Source organism: Streptomyces sp. NPDC127108 (assembly GCF_042677545.1).
In the GTDB taxonomy this organism is placed as follows: Bacteria; Actinomycetota; Actinomycetes; order Streptomycetales; family Streptomycetaceae; genus Streptomyces.
Map to the genome: position 1 here is coordinate 115,510 of NZ_JBHXTE010000022.1, position 21,797 is coordinate 137,306.

Genomic DNA, 21,797 nt, shown 5'->3' on the forward strand with positions numbered 1-21,797 from the left:
GGGGGGGGGGGGGGGGGGGGGCCCACCCCCCCCCCCGCCCCCGCCTCCGGAGCCCGTCAGTTCTGGCGGCGGCTGCGCACGCAGCGCGCCGCCCTCGTCGCGGCGGCCGTCGTCGCGCTGCTCGTCCTGGTCGCGCTCGCCGCGCCCCTGCTCACCGCCCTGGAGGGCCAGGACCCCACCTCGTACCACCCCGGCCTCGTCGACTCCGCCCGCGGCGGCGTGCCCGTCGGCTCGTTCGGCGGGATCAGCGCCGACCACTGGCTCGGCGTCGAACCGCAGACCGGCCGCGACCTGTTCGCACGGCTCGTGTACGGCGCCCGGGTGTCCCTCGGCGTCGCCGTCGTCGCCACGCTCCTCCAGGTCGCCCTCGGCGTCGTCGTCGGGCTCGCCAGCGGCCTCGGCGGGCGCTGGCTCGACCAGACGCTCAGCCGCGCCACCGACGTCATGGTGGCACTGCCCCTGATGGTCCTCGCGCTCGCGCTGCTCGCCGTCGTGCCGAGCGGCTTCCCGCGGCCGGTGCTCGTCGCGCTGGTCGTCGGGTTGGTGGGCTGGGGCGGGATCGCGAAGGTCGTGCGCGCCAAGACCATCTCGCTGAAGTCCCTCGACCACGTGGCGGCGGCCCGGCTCAGCGGCTGGGGCGGCGCGCGGATCGCCCGCCGCGAGCTGCTGCCCGCGCTCGCCGCGCCCGTCATCACGTACGCGGCGCTGCTCGTCCCCACGAACATCACCGTCGAGGCGGCCCTGTCCTTCCTCGGCGTCGGCGTCAAACCGCCCACCGCGTCCTGGGGACAGATGCTCACCTCGGCCGACGTCTGGTACCAGGCGGCCCCGCAGTACCTGCTGCTGCCCGCCGCCGCCCTGTTCGTGACCGTGCTCGCGCTGACCGTCCTCGGCGACGGGGTGCGCACGGCCCTCGACCCGCGGGCGGCGTCCCGGCTGCGGATCGGCACCGGCCGGAAGCGGGAGGGCGCGTCGTGACCGCAACCCTCTCCGCCTCCGTGGCCACCAAGGCCCGTGGTTCGCTCGGCGGTCTGCTCGGCGGCGGCTTCACCGGCTTCGTCCTGCGCCGTCTCCTCGGCGTCCTCGTCACGCTCTTCGTGCTGTCGGCGTTCATCTACGCCGTCTTCTACGTCGCGCCCGGCGACGTCGCCCAGATCACCTGCGGCCCGCGCTGCTCGCCCGCCCAGGTGCAGCAGGTCTCGGACCAACTGCGGCTCGACGACCCGCTGTACACGCGCTACCTGGAGTTCCTGCGCGGCATCCTCGTCGGCCACGACTACTCCACAGGAACGGGCGTGCTGCACTGCGACGCGCCCTGCCTCGGCCTGTCGTACCAGACCGACCAGCAGGTCACCGAGCTGATCCTGAACAAGGTGCCCGTCACGGCGTCGCTCGCGCTCGGCGCGATGGTGCTGTGGCTGATCCTCGGCGTCGGCACCGGCGTGCTCTCCGCCTGGCGGCGCGGCCGCCCGACCGAGCGCGTCCTGACCGCCGTCACCCTCGCGGGCACGGCCACGCCCGTGTTCGTGATCGGCCTGCTCCTGATGATCCTGGTCTGCGGCCAGCTGCAGTGGCTGCCGTTCCCGCAGTACGTGCCGTTCACGGAAGACCCCCAGCAGTGGGCGTGGAACCTGCTGCTTCCCTGGGTGTCGCTCGCGCTCATCGAGGCCGCCAAGTACGCCCGGCTCACCCGCGCCTCGATGCTGGAGACGCTCGCCGAGGACCATGTGCGCACCTTCCGCGCGTACGGGGTCAAGGAGCGGTCCATCGTCGGGCGGCACGCCCTGCGCGGCGCGCTCGCCCCCGTGATCGCGCTCAGCGCCAACGACTTCGGGTCGATGTTCGGCGGCGCGCTGCTCACCGAGACGCTGTTCGGCCTGCCCGGGCTCGGGCGCGAACTCGTGCACGCGGTCCGGGTCGTCGACCTGCCGGTGGTCGTCGGCATGGTCATGGTCACCGGATTCTTCGTGGTCCTCGCCAACGCCGTCGCGGACGTGCTGTACGCGGTGGCCGACCGACGGGTGGTGCTGTCATGAGCCCCGACCAGAGCCTCGTGCACGTGGACGGTCTGAGCGTCGAGTTCGGCGACGTGCGCGCCGTGGACTCGGTTTCCTTCACGCTGGAGCGCGGCGGGGCCCTCGGTCTCGTCGGCGAGTCCGGATCCGGCAAGTCGACCGTCGCGTCCGCGCTGCTCGGGCTCCACCGGGACACGGGCGCCCGCGTGACGGGTTCCGTACGCGTCGGCGGCGCCGACGTCGGCGCCGCCACGGACGCCGAACTGCGCCGACTGCGCGGCCCGGTCGCCGCGATGGTCTTCCAGGACCCGCTGTCCTCGTTGGACCCGTACTACGCGGTGGGCGACCAGATCGCCGAGGTGTACCGGACGCACTCCAGGGCCTCCCGGCGCGCCGCCCGGGCCCGTGCCGTCGAGGTGCTCGACCGCGTCGGGATCCCCGACGCGCCGCGCCGCGCCCGGTCCCGCCCGCACGAGTTCAGCGGCGGCATGCGCCAGCGCGCCCTGATCGCCATGGCGCTCGCCTGCGAACCCGACCTGCTCATCGCCGACGAGCCCACGACCGCCCTCGACGTGACCGTCCAGGCGCAGATCCTCGACCTGCTGCACGGCCTTCGCGAGGAGACCGGCATGGGTCTGCTCCTGGTCACCCACGACGTGGGCGTCGCCGCGGAGAGCGTGGACGACGTGCTCGTCATGCGCCACGGCCGCGTGGTGGAGCGCGGGGGCGTCGCGCAGGTGCTCGGCTCGCCCCGGGAGGCGTACACCAAGGACCTCCTGAGCGCGGTGCCACGGGTGGACGCGGCCCGCGGGAGGCGTCCCGCGGACGGCGCCGACGACGCCGAGGGCGAGGTGGTGGTCGAGGCCGACGGGCTGCGGCGCGAGTTCGGCCGCGGCAGGCGTGCCTTCGCGGCCGTCGACGGGGTGTCGCTCAGCGTGCGGCGCGGCGAGACGCTCGGCGTCGTCGGCGAGAGCGGCAGCGGCAAGACGACCCTCGGCCGGATGCTCGTCGGCCTTCTCGAACCGACGGCCGGGCAACTCCGCTACGGGGGTGCGGAGAAGCAGGCCAAGGGCGTCGTGCCGGGCGTGCAGATGGTGTTCCAGGACCCCGTCTCCTCGCTCAACCCGCGCCGCTCGGTCGGCGAGTCCATCGCCGATCCGCTGAGGGCGCGGGGCGACCGCGACGAGGACGCGATCCGCACCCGCGTACGCGACCTGATGACGCGGGTCGGGCTCGACCCCGCGCACTACGGCCGCTACCCGCACGAGTTCAGCGGCGGCCAGCGCCAGCGCGTCGGCATCGCCAGGGCGCTCGCCGCCGAGCCCCGCCTCATCGTGTGCGACGAACCGGTCTCCGCCCTGGACGTCACCACGCAGGCGCAGGTCACGGCGCTCCTCGCCGAACTGCAGCGGGAGCTGGGGCTCGCCCTCGTCTTCGTCGCGCACGACCTGGCGGTGGTACGTCAGGTCAGCGACAAGGTCGCGGTGATGCGGCGCGGACGGATCGTCGAGTACGGCTCCGTGGACGAGGTGTACGGAGCGCCCAAGGACCCGTACACCCGGCAGCTGCTCGCCGCCGTGCCCGCGCTCGACCCGGCGGCCGCGCAGGAGCGACGGGCGGCGCGTCGGAGCGTGGCGGCCGCCGCACGGGAGGCGCGCGCGGCGGGCACGGAGGGCGCAGAGAGCGCGGAGGGTGGCGAGGGCGGCGGCACCGGCAAGGAGCTGGCCGCAGCGTGACACTCCGTGAGGGCATGCCGGGTGGATTCTGGTTTCTTGCGGCTTTTGCTGCGCTGTAAGCCAGTAGTACGTCCGCTATAGCGCGACGGAACGCTACCGGCGCGGGAAAGTTACGGCTCTTCACCCCTTCTGGTGGCGCGATGGACAACCGTCCGTCGCGCCACCGTCATGTCCGCATACGTTCGTCCCGCTGCGAGCCGTCGGCCCAACGGCGGCTCCCCATATGGCAGATCGGGGGTGCACGCGTGCGCATAGGACTGCTTACGGAGGGTGGTTATCCGTATGTGGACGGTGAGGCCAGGCTCTGGTGCGACCGGCTCGTGCGCGGGCTCGGGCAGCACGAGTTCGACGTGTACGCACTGAGCCGCAGCGAGCGGCAGGAGGCTCGCGGGTGGGTGGCGCTGCCGCCGCAGGTGCGACGGGTGCGGAGCGCTCCGCTGTGGGGAGTGGGGGGTTCGGCGGCCGGGGGTGCGGTGCGGGTCGGTGGCGGGTCGGGCGCCGGTGGTGGGTCCGGGGCCGGTGGCTTCGGGTCCCATGCCTCCGCGTTCGGCTCCGGTTCCGCGTTCGGCTCCGGCTCCGGTTCCGGGTTCGGGCTCGGGTGGAGGGCCCGGCGGAGGTTCGCCGACAGCTTCGGTGAGCTGGCGCGGGCGGTGTGTTCGGGGGCCGGGACGGAGCCGGGAAGCGGGGCGGGCCCGGGGGAGCAGGATGGCTCCGCCCAGTTGGCGGACCGTTTCGGCAGTGCCCTGTACGAGCTCGCCGACCTCGCCCGGGACACCGGAGGCCTCGGCGGTGCCCTGCGCTCCGAGGCCGCCGTTCGCGCCCTGGAGGGCGCCTGCCGCGCGCCGGGCGCGTTGCGCGTCGCGCGCGCCGCCCGGGTGCCGGATCTCCTCGCCGTCGCGGACCGCCTGGAGCGTGTGCTGCGCCCGCTGTCCCTCGACTGGTACGGGGACGACGACCTCGGCGCGGTCGACGTCTGCCACGCCACGGCGGGCGGCGGCGCCGCGCTGCCCGGGCTGCTCGCCAAGCACTTCGCGGGGGTGCCGCTCCTTGTCACCGAGTACGGGGTGCAGCTTCGGGCGCACTATTTGGCGGGTGCGGGTGCGGGTGCGGGTGCGGGTGCGGGTTCTGGTGTCGGGTCCGGTGCCGGGGGCAGTGTCGGTGCCGGTGGTGTCGGCTCCGGTGCGGTTGGTTCGGCCGGTGTCGGTGGTTCGGCCGGGGCTGGTGGTGGGACCGGTGGTGGCGGTGACGCGGGGCTTGCCGCGCCCGCCCGCGCCCTGCTCGCCTCCTTCCACGGCCGCCTCGCCGCCGAGGTGTACCGGCAGGCCGCCCTCATCACCCCCGGCAACGCGCACGCGCGCCGCTGGCAGGAACGGTGCGGCGCCGACCGGGCCAAGCTGCGCACGGTCTACCCGGGGCTGCCCGCGGCCCGCTTCGGCGAGGTCGGCGAGCGCGAGGACCCGGGCGAGCCCGAGACCCTGATCTGGGTCGGCCGCGTCGAACCGGCGAAGGACCTGATCTCGCTCCTGCACGCCTTCGCCGAGGTCCGCAAGGAGGAGCCCAAGGCGCGCCTGCGTATAGTCGGCGCCCTCGCGGACGGTCCCGAGGCGGCCGCCTACCTCGCGCACTGCCGCGCCCTCGCCGCGCAGCTCTTCCCCGACGAGGCCGACGGCGCGCACGCGGTCGGCCACAACCCCGTGTCCTTCGAGGAGATCGGCGGCCCGGAGCTGCCCGACCTCCCGGACGCGTACGCGGCGGCCGGAGTGGTCGTCCTGTCCAGCGTCGTCGAGGGCTTCCCGATCAGCCTCATCGAGGCGATGCTCTGCGGGCGCGCGACCGTCTCGACGGACGTCGGCGCCGTGGTCGAGGTCATCGGCGGCACGGGGCTCGTGGTGCCGCCACGCAATCCGCGGGCGCTCGCTCAGGCCTGCGTGGCGCTCCTGCGCGACCCCGAGCGCCGTGCGCGCCTGGGGGCGGCGGCGCGGGCACGGGCCCTGGAACTCTTCACCGTCGAGCAGAACCTCGCAGCATTTAACGGCATTTACCTGGAGATCGTCTCGCACTGCCCAGCCCGCCGTGAGGCCGTGAACGCCGCGGGCGAGCCCGTGCCGTTCGCGCGCCCCGCCGAGGCGTACGTGCCGGGGCGGTGGGCCGCGGGCGGCTCGGTGAACACCGGGACGGGCGAGACGGGCGGGGCGAGCGGGACGGGCGGAGCTGCCGGTGTGTCCGGGGCGCCCTGGCCGGGCGCCGCCTCCGGTGTGCCCGCAGCCGCTCCCGCGCCCGCCCCGAGCTGGGTCGCGGCGCGCCAACCCCGACAACAGGGCGGCGGACGGCCCGGGTTGGGACTCGGGTTCAGGGAGGCGCTGTCATGACGGGACGGCCGGAACGGTCGGTGGACGTGCCTCGGGCGCCGGGTGGCGCGGGGGGCTGGGACGCGCGGTCGGCGGAGTTGGCGGGCGGGGCGGCGGAGGGTGCGGGAGCGGGGGAGGGCATGCCCGGCGCGAGCGGCGGAACGGTTCCCGTACGGGATTCCGCAGTGACCCCCGTACGGAATCCCGTACAGGATCCCGCACCGCCCCCCGCATCCCCTGCTCAACCACCCACGACAGGCCCTCGCCGCGCCCCCGTCGACCCGGTGAAGGCGCTGATGCACCGGCACCGCGACCTGTGCGAGCGCGCCGTGGACCCGCTGGAGATCGCGGCGGGCCTGGAGGCGCACGGGGTCACCGACCGGACGGCCGCGCGGTTCCGGCACCGCGACGTGTTCGCGCTCGCGGAGGAGATGTACGCGCGCGTGCCGCAGGACAGCGCGGAGTGGGACGCCCTCGCCGACGACACCCGCGTACGCGGTGATGCCACTGCTCAAGTACCGCCCGGGTGGGCCATGTTCGCGCTGCTGCCCGGCGCCGCCTGCGCGCTCGCCGTCGCGGGGTTCGGCCTCGTCGAGGGGCGCCCGCGCCTCGCTGTGGTCCTCGGCGGCGCCCTCGCCGTGGCGGCGGCCGCGGGGATCGCCCTGCGGCACGGCCCGCTGCGCGCCGCGCTCCCCGCCACCCGGCCCACGCACTCGTGGGCGTGCTGGCTTCTCGCGTACGCCCTGCTCGGCGACGGACTGCTGCGGGCGGCCGTGTCCGGCGGTCCCGACGGGCCCTGGGCGCCGTCGGCCGCAGCGGCCCTCGTCCTCGCGGGCGCCGTCGCCCCCGGGGCGTGGTGCGCACGGATCTTCGCGGTACGGGCGGGCGGCAGGCTCGGCGCGAGCCGCGGCCTCGCCGAATTCGCCGCCTCCGTAAGGCCGTTGCTGATCGTCGTGTTCGCGCTGTTCCTGGGCGCGGTCGGCGCACTGGTCACCGGCGTCCGGGCGCTGCCCGTGCCGGGCCCGGGGACGGCACTCGCGGCGGTCGGGGCCGGTGCGCTCGCCGCGCTGCTGTGGCTCGGCCGGATGCTGCGCGCCCACGGCTCGCGGCGCGCGCCCGCCCTCGTGTACGCGACGGTCGGCGCGGCGCAGGCCGCGGCCGTGGCCCTGCTGTTCGCGGGCCGCCTGCCGGGCTGCGGGTTCCTGGCGGCGCCGGTGGAGGGCCTGGTCGACGCGGCGGGGACGGGGGCGCTCGCCGCGCTCACGTGCGCCATGGGCGCCACGGTGCTGCTGGCCCGTGCCGTCCGGGTCCTGGGGCGGGCTTCCGCCCATGCTGCGGCGGAGGGGGTCCTGTGAGCGCCCCATCGGTCCCACCCGCCCTACCGGCCCCACCCGGTCCCGTGGCCGCACCAGCCCCACCACCCCCGCTGCCCCGGCCCTCAGCCCCGCCTGGCTCACCGAGCCCGCCGGGCCCGCCCAGCCCATCCGGCTCACGCAGCCCGTCCGGGGCACACGGCCCGTCCGGCTCACCCAGCCTGTCCAGAGCACACGGCCCGTCCGGCTCACCGAGTCCATCCGGCTCACACAGCCCATCCGGCCCACCGAGCCCATCCGGCCCACCCAGCCCATCCGGCCCACCCAGCCCGCCCATGCCGTAGGACCACGCACTTCCACGCACCCGGCAACACCCCGAAGGAGAAGCACAGATGACCACCCCCACCTTCCGAGCGTCCGTCCCGGGAGCCGTCCGATGAGGGTGCTGCTGATCGGAGCCAACGGATACCTCGGCCGCTTCGTCGCCGACCGGCTGCTCGCCGACCCGGCCGTCCAGCTCACCGCGCTCGGCCGGGGCGACGACTCGGACGTACGGTTCGACCTCGCCAACGGCAGCCCCGGCGCGCTCACCCGCTTCCTGGACGCCGTGCACCCGGGCGTAGTCATCAACTGCGCCGGTGCCACCCGCGGCGGCGCCCGCGAGCTCACCCGGCACAACACCGTCGCCGTCGCCACCGTCTGCGAGGCCCTGCGCCGCAGCGGCTGCGGCGCCCGCCTGGTGCAGCTCGGCTGCGGCGCCGAGTACGGCCCGAGCCAGCCCGGCTCCTCGACGGCCGAGGACGCGGTCCCCCGGCCCGGCGGCCCGTACGGCGTCAGCAAGCTCGCCGCCACCGAACTCGTCCTCGGCTCCGGCCTCGACGCCGTCGTCCTGCGGGTGTTCTCGCCCGCCGGGCCCGGCACCCCCGCCGGATCACCGCTCGGCCGCCTCGCCGAGGCCATGCGGCGCGCCATGCAGTCCGGCGACGGCGAGCTCAAACTCGGCGGACTCGGCGTCCAGCGGGACTTCATCGACGTACGCGACATCGCCCGCGCCGTGCACGCCGCCTCCCTCTCCGCCGCCCAGGGCATCGTCAACATCGGCTCCGGTCGTGCCGTGCGGCTGCGGGACGCGGCGGCCGTCCTCGCCCGCGTCGCCGGATACGGCGGAGCGCTGCACGAACTCGACCAGCCCTCCGTCCGGCCCGTCATCGGCCACCCCCGCGTCGATCCGGACCACGCGGGCCCGACCGCGTACCCCTACCCCGACGGCTGCGGCAGCTGGCAGCAGGCCGACGTGCGCACCGCGCGCGACCGGCTCGGCTGGCGGCCCCGCATCAACCTCGAAGAGTCCCTGGCCGACATCTGGATGGAGGCGGCATGCCGCATCTGAGCAGCACGGCCGCCGGCGTCGCCCAGACCGACCTGCGCGTCGGATTCGGCGTCCCCGGCTTCGCCCACCCCCTGCTCGCGCCCACCGAATGGGCCGAACTCACCCGCCCGGGCACCCCTTTGCACTGGGTCGTCCTGAATGTCGACAATGGCCCCGGTGAACGACCCGACCCGCACTGCCTGGACGCGGCGGGACGGCTGCGGAACGCCGGAGTCCGAGTCCTCGGCCAGCTCGATGTGACGTACGGCGCACGCGGCTTCGGCGAGCTGGTCTCCGACGCCCACCGCTACCTCGACTGGTACCTCGTCGACGGCTTCTTCCTCGGCCGCTGCCCCACCGAACGCACCGCGCTCCCGGAGGTCGCGCGCACGGTCGCCACCCTGCGCGCCCTGCTGCGGGACGGGTCCGACGACGGCCACATCGTGTTCGGCCACGGCAGCCACCCGCACCCCGGATACGCCGACACCGCCGACCAGTTGGTGACCTTCGCCGGGCCCTGGAGCGACTACCGCTGGTCGCAGGTCGCCGAGTGGACCGCCGACCACCCACCCGAACGCTTCTGTCACCTCGTCCACGGCATGCCGCGCGGCCACCTCGACGAGGCCCTGCGCGTCGCCCGCTGGCAAGGAGCCTCGACGATCTACTTCACCGACCGCACCGACACCGGCCCGGTCGGCGACCCCTGGGAGTCGCTGCCCGGTTACTGGGACGAGATCGTCTCGCGGGTCGGACCTGGTGTCTCGGAATGAAGATGGCCGTGGCAGTGTTACCAGGAGAACTGATGTCCCCCAGCCCGGCCGCGGCGGGGTCGGGGGACCCCGATCGCACTTCCGACCAACGGAGTCCCCGTGTCGCTGCCACCCCTGGTCGAGCCAGCATCTGAGCTCACCGTCGACGAGGTCCGCAGGTACTCCCGCCACCTGATCATCCCCGACGTCGGGATGGACGGGCAGAAGCGGCTGAAGAACGCCAAGGTGCTCTGTGTGGGCGCCGGCGGCCTCGGGTCACCGGCGCTGATGTACCTCGCGGCGGCGGGCGTCGGCACCCTCGGCATCGTGGAGTTCGACGAGGTCGACGAGTCGAACCTGCAGCGCCAGATCATCCACAGCCAGGCCGACATCGGCCGCTCCAAGGCCGAGTCCGCGAAGGACTCGGTCCTCGGCATCAACCCGTACGTGAACGTGATCCTCCACGAAGAGCGGCTCGAGGCCGAGAACGTGATGGACATCTTCAGCCAGTACGACCTGATCGTCGACGGCACGGACAACTTCGCCACGCGCTACCTGGTCAACGACGCGTGCGTCCTGCTCAACAAGCCCTACGTCTGGGGCTCGATCTACCGCTTCGACGGCCAGGCCTCGGTCTTCTGGTCCGAGCACGGCCCCTGCTACCGCTGCCTGTACCCGGAGCCCCCGCCCCCCGGCATGGTCCCGTCCTGCGCCGAGGGCGGCGTGCTCGGCGTGCTCTGCGCCTCCATCGGCTCCATCCAGGTCAACGAGGCCATCAAGCTCCTCGCGGGCATCGGCGAGCCGCTCGTGGGCCGCCTGATGATCTACGACGCCCTGGAGATGCAGTACCGCCAGGTCAAGGTCCGCAAGGACCCGAACTGCGCGGTCTGCGGCGAGAACCCCACCGTCACCGAGCTCATCGACTACGAGGCCTTCTGCGGCGTCGTCTCCGAGGAGGCCCAGGAGGCCGCTGCCGGTTCGACGATCACTCCCAAGCAGCTCAAGGAGTGGATCGACGCCGACGAGAAGATCGAGATCATCGACGTCCGCGAGCCGAACGAGTACGAGATCGTCTCCATCCCGGGCGCCAAGCTGATCCCGAAGAACGAGTTCCTCATGGGCACCGCCCTGGAGACGCTGCCCCAGGACAAGAAGATCGTCTTGCATTGCAAGACGGGTGTCCGCAGTGCGGAAGTCCTCGCGGTGCTGAAGTCCGCGGGCTTCGCGGACGCGGTGCACGTCGGCGGCGGCGTGATCGGCTGGGTCAACCAGATCGAGCCCGAGAAGCCGGTCTACTAGAGCAGCCGGTCTGCTAGAGCAGTTGGAGCAGTTCCTCCGGGCCCCGCTCACCCTCGGGTGGGCGGGGCCTTCGGCTGCCCGGGCGCCGGGCGAGGGCCGGGCAGCCGGGCCCCGAGGCCTCAGGACTCGCACACCTTGTTGTCGTCCGGGACCTTGCCGTCGAGCAGGTAGTCGTTGATCGTGCCGTCCACGCAGTCGCTGCCGTTGCCGTACGCCCCGTGGCCTTCGCCCTTCCACGTCAGGTGCACGCCGACGCCCTTGCCCAGCTCGTCCGCCATCTTCCGCGCGCCCTCGTACGGCGTCGCCGGGTCGCCGGTGTTGCCGACGACGAGGACGGGGTCGGCGCCGGGGGCGCTCACCTCCGGGCTGTCGTGCAGCCCGGCCACCGGCCACTCGTGGCACCAGCCCGCCGTGTCCCAGCCCATGAACGTGCCGAACAGCGGGGATATCTCGCGGAACCGGTCGAGGCTCGCCTTCGCCTGCTCCGGCGTCGGCCGCTCCTTGCCGTCCCGGCAGGAGATCGCGCGCTGCGAATGGGCCTGCGTGCTGTAACGCCCGGACGCGTCCCGTTCGTTGTACGCGTCGGCCAGCTGCAGCAGGGCCGTGCCGTTGCCCTTCTCCGCCTCCTCCAGGGCGTTGGTCAGCGCGGGCCAGGTCTGCTTGCTGTACAGCGTGACCGTGATGCCGGTCGTCGCCAGGGACTCGCTGAGCTTCCGCCCGGGGGTGTCCGTGCGCAGCGGCTTCGCGTCGATGCGGCGCAGCAGGTCGACGATCTTCTTCGTGCCGGCCTTCGGGTCCTGGCCGTTGGCCTTCAGGTAGTTGTCGAGGGCGCGCTGGAAGCCGCGCGCCTGGTTCTCGGCGTGGCCGACCCCGCCCGCCGTCGGGTCCACCACCGCGTCGAGCGTGAGACGGCCGACCTTCTTGGGGAACAAGTGGGCGTACGTACCCCCGAGTTCGGTGCCGTACGAGATGCCGAAGTAGTGCAGCTTGGCGTCGCCGAGGACCTGGCGCATCACGTCCATGTCGCGGGCGGCCTCGGCCGTGGAGACGTGCGGGAGCAGCTTCTTCGCGGAGCGCGCGCAGCCCGCGCCGAAGTCCGCGGCGTCCTTGAAGTACGCCTTCTCCTCGGCCGGGGTGTCCGGGGTCAGGTCGGTCCGCTCCGCGGCCTGCGTCTCCTTGTCGCTGCGACAGCGCACGCCCTCGCTGGCGCCCACTCCGCGCGGGTCGAAGCTCACCAGGTCGTACCGCTCGCGCAGCTTGCTGTAGGAGTCGGCGAAGGACGGCAGCATGGAGACGCCGGAGCCGCCCGGGCCGCCGAAGTTGAACAGGAGCGAGCCGATGCGGTCGCCCTCGCCCGTGGACTTGGCGCGGATCAGCGCGACGCCGATGGTCTCGCCGTCCGGCTTCTCGTAGTCGAGGGGGACCTTGAGGGTCGCGCACTGCCACTCGTCGCCCGGCGCCGGGTCGCTGCCCGAGGCCTTGCAGCCGCCCCAGTCGAGCTTCTGCGTCGTGACGGCGGCGGGCAGCGTGGAGGAGGGGTCGGGGCGCGGCGCCGGGTCGGCCCTCGTGGGCCCCGGCCGCTTCCCGTCGGACCCGTCCTTGTCGTCGTCGGAGGAGCCACCGCATCCCACGGCGAGCCCGGCCACCAGAACCCCTGCGGCGGCCAGAGCTGCTGACCGTACGAAACGCGGCATGACGCTTCCCCCCTCGGAAGGCAGTCAGGCCATAGTAGGCACGGCCACTGACAAGGGCTCGGGCGGGCGGTCCCGAGCCCTCGTGCGGGCGGCCTCGACGCGTCGCGGCCGGTCAGGAGCAGACCGTGCCCGCCTTGGGCACCGTGCCGTTCAGGAGATAGCCGTCCACGGCGCCCCGCACGCACTTGTTCTTGCTGTCGTACGCCCCGTGCCCCTGGCCCTTGTACGTCAGCTCGACGCCGACGCCCTCGCCGAGCGAGTCGACCATCTTGCGCGCGCCCTCGTACGGCGTGGCCGGGTCGCCGGTGTTGCCGATGACGAGGACGGGCGCGGCGCCCGACGCGCTCACGTCCGGGTGGTCGGCGGCGCCCTCGACCGCCCAGTCGGCGCAGTTGACCATGCCCCAGGCCAGGTAGTCGCCGAACAGCGGTGAGGCCTCGCGGAACTCGGGCAGCTTCTTCTCGACGTCCTCGGGGGTGTAGCGCGGCTTGTCGTCGGCGCAGTTGATGGCGACGTTCGCGGCCTGGATGTTGCTGTACTCGCCGTTCTCGCTGCGCCCGTTCATGGAGTCGGACAGGACCATCAGGATCTTGCCGTCGCCGTCGTAGGCGTCCTCGAGGCCCTGGGTGAGATAGGGCCAGAAGTCCTTGGAGTACAGGGCCTGCGCGATGCCGTTCGTCGCCGCGGTCTGGGTCAGCTCGCGCGGCGGCAGGGCGGGCAGCGGCTTGCGGTCGAGGTCCTTCAGGAGCTTGGCGATGCGGTCCTTGACGTCCTGCTCGTCGTCGCCGACGGGGCAGTCCTCGACCTGCGACGCGCAGTCCTCGGCGAAGTTGTCGAGCGCCAGCTGGAAGCCCTTGGCCTGTCCGAGCGAGCCCTGTTCCGGCGTCTCGGTGGGGTCGACGACCGCGTCGAACACCGCGCGGCCCACGTTCTTGGGGAACAAGTGGGCGTACACGCCGCCGAGTTCGGTGCCGTAGGAGATGCCGAAGTAGTACAGCTTGTCGTCGCCGAGCACCTGGCGCATCAGGTCCATGTCGCGGGCCGCGTCGGTGGTGCGCACATGGGGGAGCACCTTCTCGGAGTTCTTCTCGCACGCCCCGTTGAAGCTCTTGACGTTGTCCATGAGCTTCTTGCGCTCGGCGGCGTCGTCGGGGGTCGCGTCCTGCTGGTAGTACGCGTCCAGCTGCTCGTCGTCCTCGCACTTCACGCCCGCGCTGCGGCCGACGCCTCGCGGGTCGAAGCTCACCAGGTCGTAGCGGGTGCGCAGCTTCGCGTAGTCCGTGCCGAACGCGGGCAGCGTGGTGACGCCCGAGCCGCCGGGACCGCCGAAGTTGAAGATCAGCGAGCCGATGCGCCGGTCCTTGTCGCCGCTGGCCTTCGCCCGGATCAGCGCGATGTCGACGGTGTCGCCCTTGGGCTCGTCCCAGTCGAGCGGCGCCTTCATGGTGGCGCACTGCCACTCGGCGCCGCCGGGCAGCGGCGAGGGCGCCTCACCGCCGCCCTCCGCGGCGGACGGGGCCGGGCAGTCCTTCCAGCTGAGCTTCTGGTCCGGCAGGGCCGCGCCCGAGGAGCCGGAGTCGGAGTCAGAGTCGCCGCACGCCGCGAGGGCGGCGGTCAGCAGGACGGCGGTGGCGGCCATGGCCTTGGCGCGCGGCGGGAGCTTGGGCATGGCTCCATCCTGCGGGGACGGCGGGCAGGGCGCTCGGGACGCGGGCCGTGCGGGTGACCTGCCGGGGTGCGGCCCGCCACGGAGGCCTGTGCCCGCGACAGGCCCTCAGCTGTGCCTACAACAGGCCCTTACGGGTCAGATGGTTGAAGAACAGCCACCCGGGGAGCACCGGCAGCCACAGCGTGAGCAGGCGGTACAGGAGCACGGCGGGCGCCGCCACGTCCTTCGGCACGCCCACCGCGATCAGGCCGAACGTCAGGGTCGCCTCGACCGCGCCGACGCCGCCCGGGGTGGGTGCCGCCGAGCCGAGCGCGTTGCCCGCGAGGAACACCACCGCGACGCTGGCCAGGCTCAGGGTGCCCATCTCCTCGCTGGCGAAGGCCCGCACCGAGGCGTCCAGACAGAGCACGAAGAGGAACGTCAGGAGCAGCATGCCGCCGATGCCGGTGAGCAGCTTCTGGGGCCGCTGCAGGACGTCGAGCATGCGCGGCACGACACCCGCGAACAGCGACCGCACGCGCGTGACGACGAACTTCCGCAGGAACGGGATGGCGGTCACCACCAGGACGAGCACCGCGACCGTCAGCAGGCCGGCGATGACCGTACGGGACGGCGTCAGCGTCGGCGTCTTCTGCGTGCCGGTGACGTACCCGAAGATCAGCAGCAGCAGGATGTGCGAGCCGAGGCCGAAGAGCTGCGAGGCGCCGACGCTCGCCACCGCGAGCCCCGAGCGCACTCCCGAGCGCTGGAGGAAGCGGGTGTTGAGCGCCACGCCGCCCACCGCCGCGGGCGCCACGATCTTCACGAACGACCCGGCGACCTGCGCGGACACGGCCCGCAGGAACGGCACCCGCTCCGGCACGAAGCCCAGCAGGCTCATCGCCGCGGCGAAGTAGCTGAGCGCCGAGAACGCCACCGCGGCGGCGACCCAGCCCCACTCGGCCTCTCCGAAGATGGTGCCGAAGTCGATGTGCGTGAGCTGCGACAGCAGGAAGTACGCGCCGAAGGCACCGGCGATGAAGCTGATCAGCGTGCGCGGCCTGATCCGTTCCAGCTGCGCCGGCTCCACGGGGGCCGTCGGCCGGATCAGCAGCACCTGGTGGCGGATCTGCGTGAGCAGGTCCTCCTCGCGCGCCTGCTCCAGGGCCTCGTCTATGGCCTGCTTCTCGGCCTGCTTCTCCGCGCGCAGGGACTTGCGGGGATGGACCGTCTCGGTCCTGCGGGCGGCCGTCGGGTCCGCGGTGCGGGCGGCGATCGGTTCCGTCTTGCGGACGGCGATGGGGTCGTCGGCGCGGGTGGTGGCGGGGTCGGGGGTGACGGTGGCTTCTGTGCCCTCGGCCGCGGGGGCTGCCGAGGTCGCGGGGGCTGTGGCTGCGGTGGTCGCGGCGGCTGTGGTGGCTGCGGGTGTGGCTTCCGCGCTCTGTGCGCCCTCTGCGCCCTCTGCGCCCTCTGCGCCCTCTGCGCTCTCGGCCTCCGTGCGGGCCGCCTTCGCCTTGCGCGAGGCCTCCAGGACGGCGTCCCGCTCCCGCTGGGCGCGCTCGCGGGCCCGCTTGCGCAGCGTCCCGCGCGTGGAGCGGGTCAGCGCGATCGGCTGGAGCAGCGGCAGACAGTCCGCCACGGCGTCCGGGCCGAGGACCTCGACGGCCGTGGCGACCGCGCGCTCCGCGCCGACCCGCAGGCCGAACGCCGTCAGGAGCTGCGCGATGTCCATGCGGAGGACCAGGTCACCGGCCGCGATCTCACCGCCCCGCAGGTCCGTCAGGATCACCGTGCCGGAACGATCCACCAGGATCGCGTCACCCGCGAGCCTGCGGTGCGCGATCCGGCGCGACTGGAGCGCCTTGACCTGCCGCCAGGTGTCGCACAGCAGCTCGTCGGTGAGGGCCGCGTCCGGCAGCGAGTCCAGGGAGCGGCCGCCCGTGTGCTCGTACACGAGGATGACGGCGTCGGGGCCCAGCTCGGAGGTGGCGATGAGTTTGGGCGCGTTCGCCCCGGCCGCGATCGCCGCGTACGCGAGCAGGGCCTCCTGCTCCAGGGCCTGGCGCAGCGACTGGAGGCTGCGGCGCTGGGTGATGCCGCGCAGCGTGAGCCTGCGCCACACCCGGTAGAAGAAGCCCTGCGCCTGTTGCTCGCGGTCGATGACCGTGACGTCCAGGGGTGGGCCGTCCTCCAGGGTCACGAAGTAGCGTCTGCCGCGGTTGTCCTGGTCGGAGGCGTCGCCGGACTCCTCGCGGGCCGCGCTCACCGGCCGGAAGCCGACGTGCCTGAGGCCCGCGAGCAGCGTCTGGCCGGTGGGCTGCACGTTCGGCGAGCCGACCGCGTACAGCGTGCCGTAGGCGACGGTCCAGCCGATGAGCACCGTCAGGATGATCGAGAACGGTGTCGTGTTGCCCGACACCAGCATCGTGAAGGCTTCGAGCAGCAGCACCACGAGCAGGACGACGCGCCAGCGCGGCCTGCGGGACATGCCCACGGCCGTCATGTACGCGATGACCGGCGCGAGATAGCCGTGCACCGGGTCCGTGAGCGAGTTGATGTCACCCGGCGAGGGCTGGGTGAGGGCGTCCTGGATGGACTCCGGGGCCGCCTTGGCCACCCACAGGTCGGTGGCCAGGGTCACGCCGTGCGCGAGCACGGCCGCGAGGACCCCGTCGGCGATGCGCAGCCCGTCGCGTTTGATCAGGCGCTCGATCGCGAACGCCACCGGGACGAGCAGCACCCCGATGCTCGCGGTGAGCCCCGCCAGCTTCATCAGGAGGTCCGGGGGTTCGCCCGTGCCCGCGTTGATGTCCTGCTCCAGGCCCGACGTGGTGCCGTGCGCGAACGCGGAGATCAGGAGCAGCGCGGCGATCGCCAGGATGCCGACGAGCAGCCGCATGAGGTCGGAGGGGCGGTGCACGCGCGCGGGGAGGAGGGGTTCGTCGCCCTCCACGCGCTCGGAGTGGGCGTCCTCGTCGACCTCGACGCAGTCGAGGTGCGTGGTGGGCTCCGGTGACGCGTCGTGGGACGTGCCGGGAGAGTCGTGGGACGTGCCGGGAGACTCGTCGTGGGGCTTCACGACCAGCTCATCGGCGTCCGGGCGCGCGGTGTCCGCAGAGGTGCCAGCCGTCTTGTCGGAATGCACGCCCTGCTGCTCCGTCGCCTCTTCTTGATCTCGTATCACCAGTCACCGCCCGCACGATGGTGGCATGCCACGCTGACAACGGGGGTCATCAGGGGGCAATCCGGGGGCGCGAAACGGTCACGATTTGCCACTTCGTCCCTCGTCGCACGCCCTACCGCACCCTCTGTCGCGGAGCCGTCACCATGTCGGTGCCATGCGGCAGGATGGGCCGGATGAGCGAGGAGAGCCGACCGGAACCGGAGCTGGTGGACCACCCCGACGTACCCGAGTACCCCGAGTACGCGGAACGGGTCCTCGATGTGGCGGAGCGCATTCCGCCGGGCCGCGTGATGACGTACGGCGATGTCGCCGAGTGGTTGGAGGAGGGCGGCCCGCGCCAGGTCGGCCGGGTGATGGCGCTCTACGGCGGCGCGGTGCCGTGGTGGCGCGTGGTGCGCTCGGACGGCGTGCTGCTGCCCGGTCACGAACTGCGGGCCCTGGAGGCCTACCGCGCGGAGGGCACGCCGCTGCGGGAGGCGGGCCGGGCGTCCGAGCGGAGCATGCCGCGCCTGGACATGCGCAGGGCGCGCTGGGACGGCGGCGCGGTGGCCGCGGCGGACGTGACGGACACGACAGACGCGGCTGCCGTGACAGACGCGGCTCCGGAGGCTCACACCTGACAGCTTCCGGCACGCGCGGGCCGGGCGGCGGCCCCGAGGCCCGTACGGGGGAAGCCACGCGCCCCGCTCATCCGCTGGCGTAGCGTCGACAGCACGCATTCACACTCACCCCGCAGCTGACACGCAGCCGCACCTCGACCCGTACACCCACCAGGACCGGCGATCCACGTGAGCTCCCTTTCATCCGCCCGGCACTCCCGGCACCCGTCGCACCCTCGGGTACGACAGGGGACCCCGGGTGCCTATCGGCTGGTGCGTACCCCGCCGGTCCTCGTGGATCCCCCTCAGCTGGACGCACGGCAGCGCTCCGTGGTTGACCACACGGGCGGTCCGCTGCTCGTTCTCGCAGGTCCGGGCACCGGCAAGACCACCACCCTGGTGGAGGCGGTGGCCGCGCGGGTGGCCAAGGGGACCGATCCCGAGCGCGTTCTGGTGCTCACGTTCAGCCGCCGGGCGGCGGTCGAGCTGCGTGACCGCATGGCGCACCGCATCGGCGCGGCCGACGCCCCGCAGGCCACCACGTTCCACTCGTTCTGCTACGCCCTCGTCCGCGCCCACCAGGACGCCGACCTCTTCGTGGAACCCCTGCGACTCCTTTCGGGACCCGAGCAGGACGTGGCGGTGCGCGAACTCCTCGCGGGCCAGACCGACCTGGCGCGCGACGGCCTCGCGCGGGTGCGCTGGCCGGACGATCTGCGCGCCTGCCTGACCACGCGCGGCTTCGCCGACGAGGTCCGCGCGGTGCTCGCGCGCAGCCGCGAACTGGGCCTCGGCCCCGCCGCCCTGGACGCCTTCGCCCGGCGCGGCGGCAGGCCGGACTGGCGCGCGGCGGCGGCCTTCCTCGCCGAGTACCTGGAGGTGCTCGACCTCCAAGGGGTGCTCGACTACGCCGAGCTGGTGCACCGCGCGGTGCTGCTCGCCCGTCGGCCCGAGGTCGCCCGGGCGCTCGCCGCCCAGTACGACGCGGTGTTCGTCGACGAGTACCAGGACACGGATCCCTCGCAGGTGCGGCTGCTGCACGCGCTCGCGGGCGGCGGGCGCGACCTCGTCGCCTTCGGAGACCCCGATCAGTCGATCTACGCCTTCCGGGGCGCCGACGTGAACGGCATCCTCCGGTTCCCGTCGGACTTCCCGCGCGCGGACGGCACCGAGGCGCCGGTCGAGGTCCTGACGTCGTCCCGGCGCTCCGGAGCGCGGCTCCTCGCGGCCACCCGCCTCGTCACCGCCCGCATGCCGCTCACCCGCCTGCCCGCGGAGAAGGTGCGCGCCCACCGGGAGCTGACGGCCGTCAGGGACGGCGGCCGCGTCGACGTCCTCACGTATCCCACCGCCGGCACGGAGCTGGACAACATCGCGGACATCCTGCGCCGCGCGCACCTTGAGGACGGCGTCCCCTGGAACGAGATGGCCGTCCTCGTCCGCGCGGGCGCCCGCACCATCCCGTCCCTCCGCCGCGCCCTCACCGCGGCGGGCGTCCCCCTGGACATAGACGGCGACGACATCGCCCTGCGCCACGAGCCCGCGGTGACGGCGCTGCTGACGGCGCTGCGGGCGGTGGCTCGGGCGGAGTCGGGGGAGGGCGCGGCGTTGGGGGAGCCCGGGATTCCCGGTGAGCCTGGGGTTCCGGGTGAGCCTGGGGTTCCGGGTGAGCCTGGGGTTCCGGGTGCGCTGGACGGACTGGGTGAGCTGGACGAGCCGGGGGAGTCGGACGGGCCGGACGAGCCAGGGGAGTCGGACGAGCCAGGGAAGTCGGACGGGCCCGACGAGACTGAGGAGTCGGACGAGCCAAGGGAGCAGGAGACGCCAGGGGAGCCGGACGGGCAGGGGGAGGCCGAAACCGCGCCCACCGCCCCCGCCTGGCTCGACACCGAGACCGCCCTCACCCTGCTCACCTCCCCCCTCGCGGCCATGGACGCCGCCGACCTGCGGCGCCTGGGCCGGGCCCTGCGCGAGGAGGAGCGGGCCGCGGGCAACCACGTCCCGCCGCCCTCCGACGAACTCCTCGCCCGCGCCCTCGCCGAGCCGGAGCGGCTGACAGCGCACGACCCCTCGTACGCGAAGGGAGCCCAGCGCCTCGGCGAGCTCCTGAGCCGGGCCAGGAAGCGCCTCGCGGACGGCGGTACCGCCGAGCAGGCGCTGTGGGACCTGTGGGACGGCACGCCCTGGCCGCGGCGCCTGGAGCGGGCCGCGCGGCGCGGCGGCGCGGCGGGCCGCAACGCGGACCGCGACCTCGACGCGGTGTGTGCCCTGTTCGCGACCGCGGCCCGTGCCGAGGAGCGCACCGGCGGGCGCGGCGCCCTCAACTTCCTCGACGAGATCGAGGCCCAGGACATCGCCGCCGACACGCTCACGCGCCGCGCGGCGCGCCCCGACGCCGTACGCCTGATGACGGCTCACCGTTCCAAGGGCCTGGAGTGGCGGCTCGTGGTGGTCGCGGGCGTCCAGGAGGGACTCTGGCCGGACCTGCGCCGCCGCGGCTCCCTCCTGGAGGCGGACCGCATCGGACGCGACGGCATCGCCGAACCGCTGACCCCCGGAGCACTCCTCTCCGAAGAGCGTCGGTTGTTCTACGTGGCCGCCACGCGCGCGCGGGAGCGTCTCGTCGTCACCGCCGTGAAGGCGCCCGCCGACGACGGCGACCAGCCCTCCCGCTTCCTCACCGAACTCGGCGTCGAGCCGAAGGACGTGACCGGTCGTCCGCGCCGCCCGCTTTCGGTCTCCGCGCTCGTCGCGGAGCTGCGCGCCACCACCGTCGACCCGCACGTGTCGGACGCCCTGCGCGAGGCAGCCGCCCAGCGCCTGGCCCGCCTCGCCGCGCTCAGCGACGCCGACGAGCGCCCCCTCGTGCCGTCCGCGCACCCGCACCGCTGGTGGGGTATGTTCGAGCCGACGGCGAGCGCGGTGCCCCTGCGGGACCGCGACAAGCCGGTCGCGCTCTCCGGGAGCGCGCTCGACCAGCTCGCCAACACCTGCGCCCTGCAGTGGTTCCTGGGCCGCGAGGTGAAGGCCGACGCGCCCGCGACGGCGGCCCAGGGCTTCGGCAACGTCGTGCACGTCCTCGCCGACGAGGTCGCCTCCGGGCGCACGCCCGCCGACCTGGACGTCCTCATGGAACGCCTCGAATCTGTCTGGGACGCCCTCGTCTTCGACGCCCCCTGGAAGTCGGACCAGGAGAAGGAGCACGCGCGCGTGGCGCTCGAACGCTTCCTCCAGTGGCACGTCAGCGGCGCTCACACGGGCCGCACCCCGGTCGCCAGTGAGCACGACTTCGACGTGACGCTGGAAGCGGGCCCCTACGAAGTACGCGTACGCGGCTCCATGGACCGCGTCGAGCGCGACGGCGAAGGCCGCGCCTACGTAGTGGACTTCAAGACCGGCAAGCAGTCCCCGAGCGCCGCCGACGTCGAGCGCCACCCCCAACTGGCCGTCTACCAGCTCGCCGTGCGCGAGGGCGCCGCGGACGACGTCTTCGAAGGCGTACGCCCCGACGTGGGCGGCGCGGAACTGGTCCAGCTGCGCCAGGGCGCCGCCAAAAAGGACGGCGGCGACGCGCTGCCCAAGGTCCAGGCCCAGGAGCCGCTGTCCGGCGACTGGGTCGGCGACCTCCTCGCCACGGCGGCGGGCAAGGTCCTCGACGAACGCTTCACACCCGTCACCGGCCAGCACTGCACGCACTGCGCCTTCCGCGCCTCGTGCAGCGCCCGCCCGGAGGGCAAGCAGGTCGTGGAGTGACCGACCACTCGGAAGGGCTACGAGTGGCCGACCTCACGTCCCGTTCGACACACCCATAGCAGCCGCACCGGCCTTCTAGAGTCGCCGTCA

At 73.6% G+C, this 21,797-nt stretch carries 13 protein-coding genes; 10 read left to right on the forward strand and 3 right to left on the reverse strand.

The features are described from left to right. From ACFVHO_RS20320 to moeZ, 8 genes are all read left to right on the forward strand, one after another. Window positions 1-978: ABC transporter permease (locus ACFVHO_RS20320; protein WP_385716205.1), on the forward strand; the 978-nt coding region annotated here is incomplete at its 5' end. Between the two features lie 20 nt (window positions 979-998). Further along, a complete protein-coding gene (locus tag ACFVHO_RS20325; protein ID WP_385716308.1) occupies window positions 999-2,036 on the forward strand; it encodes an ABC transporter permease in 1,038 nt (345 codons plus the stop codon). Further along, the gene (locus ACFVHO_RS20330) at window positions 2,033-3,751 is read left to right on the forward strand and encodes a dipeptide ABC transporter ATP-binding protein (protein WP_385716208.1); all 1,719 of its coding nucleotides are present in this window, start codon (window positions 2,033-2,035) and stop codon (window positions 3,749-3,751) included. The genes ACFVHO_RS20325 and ACFVHO_RS20330 overlap by 4 nt, the downstream gene beginning before the upstream one ends. A 245-nt stretch (window positions 3,752-3,996) precedes the next feature. After that, window positions 3,997-6,120, forward strand: coding sequence for a glycosyltransferase (locus tag ACFVHO_RS20335; protein WP_385716210.1), 2,124 nt, complete (start codon window positions 3,997-3,999; stop codon window positions 6,118-6,120). Window positions 6,121-6,395: 275 nt separating this feature from the next. Then, entirely contained in the window at window positions 6,396-7,454 is a 1,059-nt protein-coding gene (locus ACFVHO_RS20340; protein WP_385716212.1) for a hypothetical protein, read from the forward strand. A gap of 394 nt (window positions 7,455-7,848) precedes the next feature. After that, window positions 7,849-8,802, forward strand: coding sequence for an NAD-dependent epimerase/dehydratase family protein (locus tag ACFVHO_RS20345; protein ID WP_385716215.1), 954 nt, complete (start codon window positions 7,849-7,851; stop codon window positions 8,800-8,802). Then, entirely contained in the window at window positions 8,790-9,551 is a 762-nt protein-coding gene (locus tag ACFVHO_RS20350) for a spherulation-specific family 4 protein (RefSeq protein ID WP_385716217.1), read from the forward strand. The genes ACFVHO_RS20345 and ACFVHO_RS20350 overlap by 13 nt, the downstream gene beginning before the upstream one ends. A gap of 99 nt (window positions 9,552-9,650) precedes the next feature. Further along, on the forward strand, window positions 9,651-10,829 hold the full coding sequence (gene moeZ / locus ACFVHO_RS20355; RefSeq protein WP_087885769.1) for an adenylyltransferase/sulfurtransferase MoeZ: 1,179 nt from the start codon (window positions 9,651-9,653) through the stop codon (window positions 10,827-10,829). A 119-nt stretch (window positions 10,830-10,948) separates the two neighbouring features. Here the strand turns inward: moeZ and ACFVHO_RS20360 are convergent, their stop codons facing one another. The 3 genes from ACFVHO_RS20360 to ACFVHO_RS20370 all read right to left on the reverse strand — a co-directional run bounded on the left by ACFVHO_RS20360 (window position 10,949) and on the right by ACFVHO_RS20370 (window position 17,070). Then, on the reverse strand, window positions 10,949-12,523 hold the full coding sequence (locus ACFVHO_RS20360) for an alpha/beta hydrolase (RefSeq protein ID WP_385716220.1): 1,575 nt from the start codon (window positions 12,521-12,523) through the stop codon (window positions 10,949-10,951). A 112-nt stretch (window positions 12,524-12,635) separates the two neighbouring features. Next, entirely contained in the window at window positions 12,636-14,192 is a 1,557-nt protein-coding gene (locus tag ACFVHO_RS20365; protein WP_385716222.1) for an alpha/beta hydrolase, read from the reverse strand. Window positions 14,193-14,307: 115 nt separating this feature from the next. After that, a complete protein-coding gene (locus ACFVHO_RS20370; RefSeq protein ID WP_385716311.1) occupies window positions 14,308-17,070 on the reverse strand; it encodes a YbhN family protein in 2,763 nt (920 codons plus the stop codon). Window positions 17,071-17,528: 458 nt separating this feature from the next. On the opposite strand from ACFVHO_RS20370, the gene ACFVHO_RS20375 reads away from it, so the two are divergent. Both ACFVHO_RS20375 and ACFVHO_RS20380 read left to right on the forward strand, forming a co-directional pair. Further along, window positions 17,529-17,975, forward strand: a complete 447-nt coding sequence (locus ACFVHO_RS20375; protein ID WP_385716225.1) for an MGMT family protein — start codon at window positions 17,529-17,531, stop codon at window positions 17,973-17,975. A 252-nt stretch (window positions 17,976-18,227) separates the two neighbouring features. Further along, window positions 18,228-21,707: a UvrD-helicase domain-containing protein gene (locus ACFVHO_RS20380; protein ID WP_385716228.1), complete on the forward strand. Its 3,480-nt coding sequence runs from the start codon at window positions 18,228-18,230 to the stop codon at window positions 21,705-21,707. Window positions 21,708-21,797: the final 90 nt, after the last annotated feature.